10 protein-coding genes and 1 other annotated feature are annotated in these 13,947 nt (G+C 47.5%); of the genes, 4 read left to right on the top strand and 6 right to left on the bottom strand.

Annotated elements, in window-relative coordinates:
- Positions 1 to 223: 223 nt before the first annotated feature.
- The 3 genes from leuA to AR333_RS16755 all read right to left on the bottom strand — a co-directional run bounded on the left by leuA (position 224) and on the right by AR333_RS16755 (position 4,744).
- Positions 224 to 1,900: a 2-isopropylmalate synthase gene (gene leuA / locus AR333_RS16765; RefSeq protein WP_068776531.1), complete on the bottom strand. Its 1,677-nt coding sequence runs from the start codon at positions 1,898 to 1,900 to the stop codon at positions 224 to 226.
- A 79-nt stretch (positions 1,901 to 1,979) separates the two neighbouring features.
- Positions 1,980 to 2,246 (bottom strand) — a binding site (T-box leader).
- Between the two features lie 106 nt (positions 2,247 to 2,352).
- Positions 2,353 to 3,897, bottom strand: a complete 1,545-nt coding sequence (locus AR333_RS16760; protein ID WP_216638984.1) for an AMP-binding protein — start codon at positions 3,895 to 3,897, stop codon at positions 2,353 to 2,355.
- A complete protein-coding gene (locus AR333_RS16755; RefSeq protein WP_068776730.1) occupies positions 3,884 to 4,744 on the bottom strand; it encodes an SDR family NAD(P)-dependent oxidoreductase in 861 nt (286 codons plus the stop codon). Before AR333_RS16755 ends, AR333_RS16760 begins: the two co-directional genes overlap by 14 nt.
- A 395-nt stretch (positions 4,745 to 5,139) precedes the next feature.
- Between AR333_RS16755 and AR333_RS16750 the strand changes: the two genes are divergently transcribed.
- Entirely contained in the window at positions 5,140 to 6,084 is a 945-nt protein-coding gene (locus AR333_RS16750; RefSeq protein WP_068776530.1) for a YndJ family transporter, read from the top strand.
- Between the two features lie 92 nt (positions 6,085 to 6,176).
- Here AR333_RS16750 and AR333_RS16745 read toward each other — a convergent pair whose 3' ends face one another.
- Complete coding sequence (locus AR333_RS16745; RefSeq protein WP_068776529.1) at positions 6,177 to 7,199, bottom strand: aldo/keto reductase; 1,023 nt, start codon at positions 7,197 to 7,199, stop codon at positions 6,177 to 6,179.
- 115 nt (positions 7,200 to 7,314) lie between these two features.
- On the opposite strand from AR333_RS16745, the gene sigZ reads away from it, so the two are divergent.
- From sigZ to AR333_RS16730, 3 genes are all read left to right on the top strand, one after another.
- Positions 7,315 to 7,866: an RNA polymerase sigma factor SigZ gene (sigZ, locus tag AR333_RS16740; protein ID WP_068776528.1), complete on the top strand. Its 552-nt coding sequence runs from the start codon at positions 7,315 to 7,317 to the stop codon at positions 7,864 to 7,866.
- Positions 7,867 to 8,164: 298 nt separating this feature from the next.
- Positions 8,165 to 9,550, top strand: coding sequence for a DUF1214 domain-containing protein (locus tag AR333_RS16735; RefSeq protein WP_068776527.1), 1,386 nt, complete (start codon positions 8,165 to 8,167; stop codon positions 9,548 to 9,550).
- Positions 9,551 to 9,995: 445 nt separating this feature from the next.
- Positions 9,996 to 10,877 carry an AraC family transcriptional regulator gene (locus AR333_RS16730; RefSeq protein ID WP_068776526.1) on the top strand — a complete coding sequence of 294 codons (882 nt, stop codon included), beginning with the start codon at positions 9,996 to 9,998 and terminating at the stop codon, positions 10,875 to 10,877.
- A gap of 64 nt (positions 10,878 to 10,941) precedes the next feature.
- Here the strand turns inward: AR333_RS16730 and AR333_RS16725 are convergent, their stop codons facing one another.
- Both AR333_RS16725 and AR333_RS16720 read right to left on the bottom strand, forming a co-directional pair.
- A complete protein-coding gene (locus tag AR333_RS16725; protein ID WP_068776525.1) occupies positions 10,942 to 12,150 on the bottom strand; it encodes a hypothetical protein in 1,209 nt (402 codons plus the stop codon).
- 148 nt (positions 12,151 to 12,298) lie between these two features.
- Positions 12,299 to 13,693: a hypothetical protein gene (locus tag AR333_RS16720; protein ID WP_068776524.1), complete on the bottom strand. Its 1,395-nt coding sequence runs from the start codon at positions 13,691 to 13,693 to the stop codon at positions 12,299 to 12,301.
- Positions 13,694 to 13,947: the final 254 nt, after the last annotated feature.

Here is a 13,947-nt window from a genome sequence, read left to right as displayed (position 1 = left end):
TATATCAATTATCCGCTAAATTCCCATTGGTATACCCTTATTTTTCTGTTAACTATACGCCCGTTCCCGGCCATCAAGTCCCAACCGTTACAGCCACTTATGACACGGCTCTGCCCGTTGCATATAACAATAACTTGGAAAGGCCATCCTTTGCGGGATGGCCTTTTCATCACAGAATATGCATTACACCTCGTATGCCTGCTCTAGCGTCTGTATGTCAATTTTAATTGTTCTTGTTCATATGGCGGCTCATTTGATTCACGGCACTAAACAAAGCTTTGATAGAAGAGGTCAGAATATCAACGTCAATGCCGCAGCCCCAATATACTTTGCTGTCTGAGGCCGTGATCCCGATATAAGAGACCGCTTGCGATTTAGAGCCTATTTCCAAAGCGTGCTCCTTGTAGACCAGATCGCTGTATTCCAATCCAAGATAAGCCTGCAGGGCATTGCTGACCGAATCAAGCCTTCCGTTCCCCGTACCTGTAATTTCCTTAACTCCGTCATCCGTGCGCACAATCACGGTGGTTTGGAAATCTTCCTCTTCGTTAATCCGGTATTTAACCAGCTCGGTAGGGGAATTAATATTTACATATTCCTTATTGAAAATATCGTAAATTTCGTCCGGTAGCAGCTCTTTTTGCTGCTGATCGGATACGTTTTTAATGCAATATCCGAAGTGCTCGCGCATGCTCTGGGGAAGATCGAGGCCATACTTTTGCTGCAGCACGTAACCGATTCCTCCCTTGCCCGACTGGCTGTTAATGCGGATAATATCACCTTCGTATTGTCTGCCGATATCCAGCGGATCGATCAACAGATAGGGAACCGACCAATGCTGCGGCTCTTTCTCTTCGCGCCATTTCATGCCCTTGGCAATCGCATCCTGATGCGAACCGGAGAAAGCTGTAAACACAAGCTCCCCGCCGTAAGGATGTCTTTCGCTCACTCTCATTTTGGTCAGCCGTTCATAAACGGAGAGGATTGCCGGAATGTTCTCAAAATTCAGCTTAGGATCTACCCCGTGCGAGTACATGTTCAGGGCCAGCGTAACAATGTCTACGTTGCCCGTCCGTTCCCCGTTACCGAATAACGTGCCTTCAACACGCTGGGCTCCGGCCAGCATCCCCAGCTCGGCATCAGCCACGCCTGTGCCTCTGTCGTTATGCGGGTGAAGGGATAGAATAACATGCTCCCGGTAATTCAAGTGTTCACTCATATATTCCATCTGACTGGCGTAGACATGAGGCATCGACATGGACACCGTTGCAGGCAGGTTGATGATGACCGGATTCTCCGCCGTCGGCTCCCATACTTCAAGCACTTGGTTGCAAATATCCAGCGCAAAATCAATCTCCGTACCTGTAAAACTTTCCGGGGAGTACTGGAACTGAAAGTTCCCCTCCGTTTCAAACGCGCACTCCTTGAGCAGCTTGGCGCCTTTCACGGCGATGTCGATAATTTCCTCTTTCGATTTGCGGAATACTTGTTCCCGCTGTGCTACAGAAGTCGAGTTGTACAAATGTACGACTGCTTTTTTTGTACCTTTCAGTGCCTCAAAGGTTTTGCGGATAATATGCTCCCTCGATTGGGTAAGCACTTGGATCGTTACATCATCCGGAATCAAATCCTGCTCGATCAATGTGCGCAGGAAGGTGAATTCCGTTTCCGACGCTGCGGGAAATCCGACTTCGATTTCCTTGAAACCGATCTCCACCAGCATTTTGAAGTATTCCAGCTTCTCCTCCAAATTCATCGGAACGATCAACGCCTGATTTCCATCACGCAAGTCGACACTGCACCAAATCGGGGCTTCTGTAATATATTCCTTGCGGGTCCAATTCAAGCTTGCCTCCTGCGGCATAAAGTATCCTCTGGCGTATTTTTCAACGTTTTTCATAGGTATCCATCCTTCCATCATTTTTTGACACGGGTCATTAAAGGGCAGGCATAACGCAAAAAAGCCTTCCGTCTCCATTAACAGAGACGAAAGACTGTGACATCTTACGCGGTACCACTCCGAATTCACGCCATAGACGGCATGCACTCTGCGGATATGGGTTCCCGGACATACTGGTAACCTCATATCCTCCTGATGATAACGGTCAGGATTCCGGCTCCGCCTACTTCACTGGTTCAGCGGGCAACTCCAAGGTGAGTTCCATTCTTCCTCGCGGCTGTTTCGCACCAACCAACAGCTCTCTGAGCGCTTAGAAAAGCGTACTATTCCTTTTCAACGTATTGGATATTAAAGCCATGCTATAACACCTGTGCCTCGTTTGTCAATTGCCTTTTTTGTAGCCTGATGCCTTCCAGGCAAAAAGCAGACGGCAGACGAACACTTATACGAGTCTATGTAAGCAGCTTTTTATTCAGTTTACCTAACGAGGTATACGGTAAATCGTCGACGAGAACGATTTCTTTGGGGAGCTGAAATCGTGCCAATCGGGGACGCAGCCAGTCGATGAGTTCCTCTGTATTCGTATGGGCCCGAGGGTTCATAAGGACAAAAGCTTTCAATCGCTGCCCATAAAGCTCGTCACTAATTCCAATAACAGCCGCGTCTTCTACTTGGGGATGAGTCAGCAGCACCCGCTCTACTTCTAGCGGATACACATTTTCCCCCGCGGAAACGATCATACTGTCCGTTCTTCCACATAGATAATAGTAGCCGTTCTCATCCCGGTAACCAAGATCCCCGGTTTCGATCCAGATCTGAGATCCGTTTCTCATAGACCACCTGTTTTTAATACAAAATTGACCGACTTTTCCAACCTCAACTTCTTTCTTATGATCATCTAGAATTTTAAGGTCGACACCCTTAATCTTTCGTCCTAGCGTACATGCGGAATAGATCAAATCTTGTGGTGTTGCAATCATATTCAACCCCGCTTCCGAGGTGCCGTACAAATTGTACAGCACCTCACCCAACTGACTTAATGTCTGTTGGGCTAGCTTTGGGCTGAGCTCTGCTCCCCCGGAAGCAATGCAGGCCAGCGATTTCAAATCACTCACATTCGTTCTCAGCATTCTATGCAGCATAAGCGGTACAACCGTTACGACTTCTACCTGATGCTCCCGAACCAAGCGGCATGCCATTTCCGCATTAAATCCACGACATACAACTACTTTTTTACCCAAGGCGCAGAATAAAAGCAAGACCGCTATTCCATAGCCGTGATAGATGGGCGTTGCAATATACGCAGTATGATAGTGGAGGATCTTTAATCGAATAAGAAAATCATAGAAGGGGTCCAGATAATTAAAAAGCGAGGGCTTATGAGCCGCCTCCTTAGCGGAACCTGTAGTTCCTCCCGTTAATAGCACCAGTTTCCCTGTAGAGGCGGGGCTTCGTTTTTGTGTACGGTTATAAATTACCGGAGGCAGGTTGTTGATCGCCGGAAGCGTAGGATGATAACTCATCAGGATCGCTCCCCTATGCGCATACTGCTCGCCACCAAGCCCAAGCCAGCTTAGTTCTTCATCAATAACCAAGAGGTCGAAATGATGACGCTCAAGAATACTACTCAACTGAGCTTCGCTCATTTCGGCATTCAGCAAATAGATATCCGCTCCCGTTGCAGAAACGGCATAGATTGTTTTAATTAATGAAGCGTGATTCTTACAAACAAGACCGACTTTCTTCCCGCTTTCGAGCCGGTACTCTTGGCTCAAGCTTAAAGAAAGCTCATCGGATCGCGCAAAGAGCTGGCTATAAGTCAGCGTTTCCTGCTCGTCTACTAAGGCGATTCGTTCCCCATAGTTTTTTGCCGAGAAATGAACAAGTGTCATCAGATTGATTCCATTTTTATATATGGAAGCCATTAGCCGGAACAAGGCTAGAGGCGATAGCAATTTAATTTGATTAAGAACATAGAGCAGTTTATAGATCTTCATTGCTGTCTCTCCTTTTTCTCAGCCTCCGAGTCATTGAAACCTCTATGTATTTTCTGAAAAAAATAGACGTCAGCTGTCCGAAAATCAGCCACCAGGGTTTGTAGGTTTTCTTGTGAGTATACATAGACTTGCCTATGATTCTGGCAACGTGCTGGGAGGACATGGCGGGTAACGTCTGATAAGAAGCCGTTGGCACAATCATAGGCGTTCTAACTAAGGGAAGATAGACTGAGGTCGTGGAAATCCCTGTCACGTTCAGTTCCGGTGCAACAGACAGAAACCAAGTGTCGAAAGCTGCCTTGGATGCCTGATAGGCTGACCACCCGGGAAGAGGATGCAACAACACGTTGATTGTCGAGACGTTAATGATGTGTCCTTGTTTCTGCTCAAGAAGAGGAATCGTCGACAAAAGTAATTGAACAGGTGCGGAGTAGTTAATCGCCATAGTACGAGTAAAATCATGGTAGCGGTCCAGGGAACGATGAATGGAACGTTTAATGGAATGTCCCGCATTGCTTACAACTATATCGAGCCCGTCAGGAAGCCGGTGAAGAAAGAGTAACAATCCTGCCATCTCCTCCTCATTGCGGAGATCAGCCGGATATATGCTTACTTGAGCGGCTTTCATCTCAATTGCGCCTTTCATAGCTGCAAGCCTGTCTTCTCGCCTGGCCACTAAGATTAAATGAACCTTTAGATCAGCCAGTAAATAAGCAAGCTGCTCTCCTATACCCGAGCTAGCGCCCGTAATAAGAATCGTCTTTCCTTCCAATTGGCGCCCCAGCTTGCGCTCATTGAACAATGTCGGCGGGAAGAGGAAGCGTTCAAGAAATCTGTATGCAGGCATAATGGCTCCTTCCTTGCCTGAAGCACCAGTCACAGGTAACTCCTCATTTTCGACAGAGAGGAGGTAAATTCCTCTACGGTTGGACTTGAATGCGGCGGCATAACCTGAGGATCCCCCCTGCCGCAAATTTCGCCCGCTGGTCCCGGGGTTGCGGCTACAATCGAGCGTTTCGAGGCACAGCGATCATTGCCGGAGGGGCGTCCGTGAAGCGTCTTGGCGTCGATGTCAGTCAGTGGACCCGAGCGCCGTCGTTAGCCCGCAGAGCGTGTTCTTACGTCTGAAGAGGAGATTAGTCCTCACAAAATGTGTTAAAGTAATACAAGGATCTACCCACTATACATAGACTAGCTTCACATACGAATGAACATTCATAAATAGCATACTGGGGGCAAGTAATGAAAGCATCCATATTACCAACGATTCTTGGCGGAATCCTAACAATCCTTATATTTCTTCTGGATTACTTGGCATTTAATCTTATCGAAAAATTCCTCATGTTTGCGGCTTTCGTCCTTGTACCTCTTGTGATTTTACTTTTGAACCATGATAAGAAGAATAAACATCAAAGGATTCTTTATAAGGCTATTAAGCTGCTTTATTTTCCCGCAGCACTCCTTGCTTTAGCCTCTGTAATGAGCAGCAAGACATGGGCGCCAGGAAGCACGGCCCTATCAGGTGCTCTCTCCCTCGGGTGGCTGCTGTTTACCTTACTGCTCTGCATCTATGGTCTGACCGTTATTGTCAATCGCAAGGGAAGAATAGAGGAAATAGCGATTGGCGCGGGGCTCGTTTACTTTTTTATCGGGGGTATTTGGTTTGCCCTGTATCAGTATCAATTTCACATGCTCCAAATTAATCCTGACAAACATGGCCTGAGTTCAGTCCATTTCCATTTCTCATCTGCAATCGTTCCGATTTTTATCGGTATGCTGGGACGGATCATGACTAAGAAAAGCTGGTACCCCTGGATCGTCGCCATCGATATCATTGGACCCATTCTGATCGCTGTCGGTATGATTTTCTCGAAGCCGATTGAGTACATTGGGGTCACCTTGTTCGCCTGTAATATTGCGATTTACACCACTTATCTGCTAACTTATTTGAGAAAAAACTCTTTACACAATAAGGCTAGCTTCTTTTTAGTCATTTCTTGCATGGCCTTTTACACGATTGTCGTTATTTCCTTAAGCTATCCGTTACTGAAAAAGCTATTTTCCTTAACCATACTCGACTTTATTCCGATTTACGGATCACTATATGCGTTTGGTTTCGTTTTATGTGGGCTGATCGGATGGGTCTTCTTGAAATCCAGATTTCAGAACAGCGGGCAGCACGGGTGATTATCACTGCGTGACTCTGCCTAAGCTTACGAGGGCAAGACAGATCGTCGACAGCCATTGGCCGCCGACGATCTATTCTTGCCTCTAGTTAGTTATTTCGCATGCTTCCTCACGATAGAATCATCGCCCTCCAAGAATGGCCATGCCGGGTACTCGACCGGTATACGGCTGACCTCATCCAGTCTGAGCAATTCATCACTCGTTAGAATAATCCCGCTTGCCGCAAGGTTATCCCGTAATTGATCGGGTCGTTTGGCACCAATAACGACACTCGTTACGGCTTTCTGATTCAGCACCCAAGCAAGAGCGATTCCGGCCACCGTTGTCTTGCGTGCTGCCGCAATATCCCGAAGCGTATCGATAATCGGAAATACTTTATCCTTGTCGACCGGAGGGAACGGAGCGTTCGTATGCCGGTCATTGTCAGTCCCCGGATTATCCCGCGTGTATTTGCCGGACAAGAAGCCTCCGGAAAGCGGACTCCAGACGATTAAGCCCATATTTTGATCCTGAAGCACCGGAATGATTTCCCGTTCGATCTCGCGCGCGGCGAGAGAGTAGTAGGATTGGCTGCTCTTGAAAGCGTGAAGTCCGTGAAGCTGCGAGAGACCCCGGGTTTTCATTATGTTCCACCCGGTCATATTGGAATTGCCGATGTAGCGAACTTTCCCGCTCCGGACCAGATCGTCGAGAGCCCGAAGCGTTTCTTCCCAGTCCGTCAATTGATCGGGATTATGGACTTGATACAGATCGATATAATCCGTTCCGAGCCTCTTCAAGCTTGCTTCGACTTGCTGAATGATATGCAGTCGAGATAACCCCAGCTCATTCGGACCAGATCCCGTGCGTCCTCTGACCTTCGTCGCGATCAGAGCCTGATGCCTTTTGTTCTTCAGGGCCTTGCCGAGAATTTCTTCCGATTGTCCGTCCGAGTATACATTGGCCGTATCGAAAAAATTCACACCGGCATCCATCGCTTGATCGACCAGATTGCCGGCTTCCTTTTCGCCCAGACCGCCGAAAACACCCCACTTTTCACCGCCGCCGAATGTCATTGTTCCCAATCCTATCTCCGATACCAGCACTCCCGTATTGCCAAGCAAGTTGTATTTCATCGTATTTACTCCCTCCAATATTTGGTTTATATTAATGGAGACGTAGTCAAATCGGAACGGACGCAAATAAGAGAAACATTTTGAATAAAATTTCGTGGAGAGGGGGACCGCGCCGATGAATTTGGAGCAATTATGGGATGAATACCATGAGCACGTCCGGAATTTCGTTTTGAATAAAACGAATCATCACACCGATACCGAGGACATTGTACAGATGACCTTTATGAAAGCTTATGAAGGAATCTCCCGTCTGCAGGATGAAGAAAAGAGACGCGCATGGATTTTTCAAATCGCAAGGAACAGCATCGTTGATCATTTCCGGAAGGAAAAAAAGACGGAGGTACTCCCGGATAACGTGAACATGGTCGAGGAAGAACCAGTTGCAGATTGTAATTCGGAGGCCGCCAAAGGGATGATGAGCATCCTGACTCGCATGCCCGATAAATATCGGGAGGCGCTTGAGCTTTCCGAGCTGCAGGGCATGTCGCAGAAGCAGTTAAGCGAACATCTGAATATCTCCTATTCGGGAGCGAAATCCAGAGTGCAGCGAGGCCGCGAGCTAGTAAAAGAGATGATGACAAGCTGCTGCGCTATCGAAGCGGATCATTACGGGAATATCGTAGAATACTCCGTCATTCATGATGAACCGAAACCAAAGAAAAAGTAAGATTAATAGCAAATCCGGCATGTGATGAGTTCCCTGAGAGAATTCAGTCATCACATGCCGGATTTGCTTGTTCATAGAAGAAGGATACGGGGGATGAACTCAATAGACACTATAAAATTCAATCCAATTTTTTTGTTGACAAAACCTGTAGGAATAATATAAATTAAACCAAAGGAATCTGTTATATTAAATTTAAATTAATACACTGACTGGTTAACCAGAGGCATGCTGATCCCACTAATGTGGGTGAACAAAGTATGCCTCTTTTAGCGTTGTAAAAAATTTATTTGGAGGGAGCATGTTAACTAATATGGATATTCACTTACAGAAAAAGCGGAACGTTTTTCGAAAGCTTCATAAAAGGTTGCTTAAACTGGGGCTAATCGCGCTGGTTTTCGTGTCCTTTAGCTCCGTAACGGTGCAGGACGCTCAAGCGTCTACGTCGGTGCTGGCGACCACAGATCAACAGGAACTGGATGCACTGAGCATTCAGATCAATCAGAGCAACAGTTATCCTTTGCTGAAAGCCCAAGCCAAGGCGGCGTACAAGCTCGCCTACGGCGGCTCATTGAGCCTAGAAGCGGAGAGCCGTCTCAATAACGCAATCAACGAGCTCGCGTTCAGCGCAATTCAGAAAGCGGTCAACAACGATCCGTATTTCCCCAAAGTATATTGGTTAAACACCCCGCCACGCAGTTGGCTTGATCTGAACGTGCCGGGAGGACGGTATTCTTATGATAACCCGGACAATATTTACCGTACCATCCCGATTGACGGCTCGTCCAAGTACATCATTCATGGAAAACGTACTTTTCCGGGTCCTACCGATGTAACGTTCTCGCTGATCAGTAACCCCAATTCGCAGCAGACCATCACCTATTTATCCGGTAAAGATCTAGTAGTGAATGCGGACGGAAGCTACCTCATCACTGTAGACAGCAATCCGGCCAATGGACGTACCAACCATATACAGTCGACTAGCGCGGCTGTGCAGTTGTTCGTCCGCAATAACCTTGGCAATTGGAATACCGAAACGCCTGATGCGCTTACGGTAGAGCGGCTGCCCGACGGCATCCAGCGTACGCCCAAGAGTAAGCTGACCATTGCTGCCGAAGCCTGGACGAATCTACAGGAATCGATTATCGATTATGGTTATGGTGCTTTGGGCATAAAGACTCACACCAATCCGGTGAATACACTGTCCAGTCCGACCTCATCCTCCACATTAGGCACGCTGGTCACGCAGGCCAGCTCGTTCGGCCACTTCAAACTGGCGGATGACGAAGCGCTAGTCGCAAGGGTAGTAACCGGAGGAGCAGGTTATGTAGTATTTCCGGTTACAGACCCGTGGATGGTAACCGTAGATCCTATCCATCATCAATCAAGTCTTAACAACGTTCAGGCAGCGCCGAATGCCAACGGCAGCTATACGTTTGTAGTATCGGTTCAAGACCCGGGCGTAGCCAACTGGATAGACCCGGCAGGGCTGCATGAGGGAACGATTATGGTTCGCTGGCAGAACCTGCCGGATACAACGCCTGCAACAGGTGGACCGTCCGTACAGACACAGGTCGTGAAGCTTGCTGACCTGAGTAGTGTTTTGCCGTCCGATACACGCTACGTGACTCCTGAGCAGCGCAGCCAGCAGCTGGCCGACCGGGCAGCCGGTTACGCACTTCGCTGACAGAGCCTGGCTCTCCAGCGGAGAACTTATCAACATAATTACTAACGTTGCTACGAATAAAATTTAAAGCCCAAGGATATCCTCCTTGGGCCTATTTATGATGCACGGCTCTTTCCCGGAGTGCCGTCAACTCCGGAAACACAAATGCAACATGAGGCTAGAAACCAACCCGGAGTGTTACCTGTCCAGATTCGATCCTATGGTCCGCATGCTGCAAATACAGCCTCCTGCAAGCTTTTCCTCAAAAACCTTGCCCCTACTTATGGTGCCGCTCACAGCGAAGTCTGTAACGGCAAGTTGTAGCAAGGTAGACTACAGTAAATACATCCATACGTATTTAGAGGATTTTATTAAAGCAATATCGAACATGATATTTCTGTGCAAGGATTGCAAGGTACCAATTCCTGCCATCCCCTATAATTCAAACTTGAAAGGAGGAACCTGAATGGATTGGCTGGACCGCATGAATAACGCAATGGAATATGTGGAAACACACTTGTCTGAAGAAATTCAGTACGATCAAATTGCTAGAATCGCCTGCTGTTCCACTTATCATTTCCAGCGGATGTTTCCGTTTATCACCGGTGTATCGCTTTCAGAGTACATTCGGCGCAGGCGGCTGACCCTTGCTGCTTTTGAACTACAGCAAAGCGGTACAAAGGTCATCGACACCGCTTTGAAGTACGGGTACGAATCACCCGAGGCATTTTCCAGAGCGTTCAAAAAAATGCATGGTGTGATGCCTATGTCAGCGCGCGACAAAGGCGTTTCACTCAAAGCCTATCCTCGGTTATCCTTTCATATTTCAATTCGGGGAGATGTGGAAATGAACTATAGAATCGAGGAAAAACAAGCTTTTGAAATGTTCGGCGTTGCGACTGTAATCAATGACGCTGGAGATCCATTTGAGCAGCCGTTTGTTGAAATACCTGCATTTTGGACCAAGTGTATTTCCGATGGAACCGTCGATCGAATTCGTGCCGCCGCGGGATTGGGGGAAAATGGCCAGCTTCATTCGGTATTGTACAATAACCAAGGCGGGAAATTTTCCTATATGATCGGTTACTTTTTACCCCAAAGCGGCTTGCCGGGAGAGTTTGAAAAGCTTCATATCCCCCCTCAGACTTACGCGATTTTCGCAACTGGCCTCTACCCTGACGGACAGAGCGGTATTCATGAATTGTGGAGGCGTATTTGGGGGGAGTGGTTTCCGAGCTCTAATTACGAATTCGCAAACGGTCCCGAGTTTGAAATGACTTACGATCGCGGTAACGACATGTATGAAATGGAAGTCTGGATTCCTGTCGTTAACAAGTCTGCATCTTAGAACAACAAAGAGCAACACGGGTGACTGCCACTTCGTGTTGCTCTTTTCATGCGGCTGCTTTCATTCAGTAATCGCGCGCTGCATCGAACCAGCGTTGAGCCATCTCCTCTGTTATAGGCTGGCCAATCAGGTGATCAGACTGGCTAAGTTGCCATACCGCTTCACCAAGGTCTTCCCGCTCGGTGGTTTCGATGTCTTTGAGAGTGTTGAAGCGCACGGTGAAAGCGGTAATGGCTGCCTCGGCATCGGCCAAGCTGCGGGCCCCTGCTAAGGCTGCCTTTGCAACATTGTAAGCTTCGTTAGCCGGCTTGGCCAGACGTTTAGGCCAGGCCGAGAAAGGGCGGCCGAACTCGGTCGTCCACCACTCAGGCTTTCGTAATTGGCTCACTGAAGCATGGCCGGTCCACGGACGGGTTTTAGCGCGTGTTTTCATTTGCTGTCTTAGGCGCTTGCCAGCGATCTCTTCCACATTGTAAGCGATAAATCTGTCAAGCAACGGCCACGTCTCCAATGCCGGCAAGTCCCGCAGATCAGGTATGAAGCGCAGCTCCAGATTCGTTAACCCGGCATGACGAGCCAATAAGTTCAAGTCGCAGAAGTTCCCCCACAAACTCAGTGAGTTAAGGTTTGGGAACCGGTCTAGACACTCTAACGAGATGGGCTGTCCCAGTGGTGCGTTGTGTAGCGTCAGGCTCGTTACCTGGTGCAGCTCACCCAGGCCCGGCAACAAGAGAGGGGCATCATTCTTGCGCCGGCTGGTGCGCGGCGCTAGAGTCAGAGAAGACGGCATATCGCCAGTGGCCGAGAAGCGTGATAGATCGCCGGACACACTCAGGCGGTAATGCCCCTTCGGAAGCTTCAGGCTCAGAGTCTCACATGACGGGCCCAACTCGATATGTAACCCATGCAAATGGGACTGACTGGCGTCCACCAGCGTATCTGCAGACAGGATCGGAGTCCATGTCATCTCTTCAATGGGACGTTTCTGCGCCCAGTCCAAGAAGCCTGCGTCACTGCCTGTATAATGCAGGAATCGCGGCCAGGGAGAGCCCGCCGGCGTGGCAAAGACATCGAATACGGTCCAATCGATTTGCGCATCAGGCGCGACATGAAGGTCTGCCTTCTTCCCCAATTGCGGCGGTCCAATGGATAGACTGCCCACGCCGGGCTTAATGACAAGAGTGTGACTACGATTACCTGTCAGGTCGATAGGATACCGGCCCGCTTCTCTAATAGAACCAGCAGAAGGACGAGCTTGGTTATCATCTGGCATTTCTATCATCCTTTCTTCTATTACCTATCAAGTCATTTCGGCAAGTGCAGAGATTGTTTTATGCCATGCGTGGTTTCCTTGACGACAGAGCTCATCTCATTATGCAATCCTGCTAAATGAACTAATGTCACGGTGCAAGAACCTAAGTCTATCTATTCACGCCTGCCTCTAGCTTCTGAGCAATAAATTGTTTGAATCTCGCAAAATACCGCTCTGATGCCTCCCAGCGCCTAAGGTCTAAGAAGGACATATCCTGCATGTCATATTGATTGGGCGGCTGATAATACCGGGAAACATAAGTTCCACTATCCAATGTATAAAAATAATACGCTTCATCCGGAGTCTTGATTTCAATCCGGGCATGCAGGTAGTCCCCATCCTCGTCCGTATGCGCTTCACGGAAGCTGTAATATTTTGAGCCGTCCCAGAACCCGTCATCCCCCTCCTCTTCCGAATATAATTCCTGAATGACAGGATGCTGCAAAATGTCTTGCACATACTGGACCTCAATGTTTCGTAAATAAAGCTCAGCCATATTAGCGCAGGTCAGCAACATAGTCCAGCGGTCGCTAATCTCCGCCAGCTGTTCCTCAGACTCTTCTGTAATGTCCTCCCACTCAGACCCCTCATCTATGGTCCTCCTCAACAAACCGACGGAATGATCTTGCTCCAGCCAAATATAATAGTGATGTCGGTTATCTTTCATATAAACGCTGAGATCCCGCTCATCCCCGTCGTCATCAATATGCGCCAGTTGAACTTTGATAAATACGCCTTGCTCCTGAAAGCTAAAAGACGGTTTGTCATTCGGCATTAAAATACACTGAGTCAATTTCAACATATTTTCCTCATTGATCAAGTTATGAGTAAAATACAAATGATCAGGTTTCTTTCTCGTGAGAGAATCATTTAAATTTTTTAATGCGGAACGTCCTTCTATAATAACAGTCACCAGCGTGCCAAAGGAAAAGCCCGTGTCATCCTCATCTATGTCCAGAAAAACTTCATCGATCAACACCTCATGAATGTCCACCGGAAGCTCCTGAAATACACCATCTCCCTCCCACACATTAACTAAGCATGCGATCGATTTCTGCCCGTCTACTTTGAAGCTGTACTCGTCATCCTGAACTAAAACCGCAGCGCTAAGATCACCTTTAACAATCGTTTCCCCATGATTGTAGGAGCCGCACAATATTTCCTCAATTATCAGATTGCCCGAAACATAAATTTCCTGACCGCCTACCGTTATATTTTTCGCAGTCAAATTACCGATCACCATAAGTCCTATGGCACCATCTGTTTCTTTATTATAAAGATTTTCTACCGTGCAATTTCCATCTATAAAAATGATAATTACTTCTTTTTGTTGCGGAAAAGGCTGCTCCCAATCCAAATTGAGAGAAAGCAGTGTCAAATCTCCTTCATAATAAGCGACAAGTTGCTCGTCACTGAAATCCTGGTAATACCTCGCCCACCAAGATCCTTCCGGAAATTTGTGTGCAAGTTGACTAATAGGAATGAATCGAAAAAGGTTGATCATACATTGTTTTCCTTTCATTAAATTTCCATTATTTTCTCACATGTAAAAATTAGGGTCAAACTCAACTTTTCTATTACCGCACCCACTAATTCTACTTGCTCTCTTCTTTTGCTAACATGATGTTAGTTCAAGCTTATCCAGCTTCGCATTGGTGACGTCAGGCCGATGGTAAAATCATTTTATAAAACAAAATACCGTTATACGTATATGGTGATATCCATGTACGTATAACGGTACTTAAATATAAAATAACT

The organism is Paenibacillus sp. FJAT-26967, assembly GCF_001541095.1.
Taxonomy (GTDB): domain Bacteria; phylum Bacillota; class Bacilli; order Paenibacillales; family NBRC-103111; genus Paenibacillus_F.
This window is presented reverse-complemented; position numbering and strand designations above follow the sequence as displayed.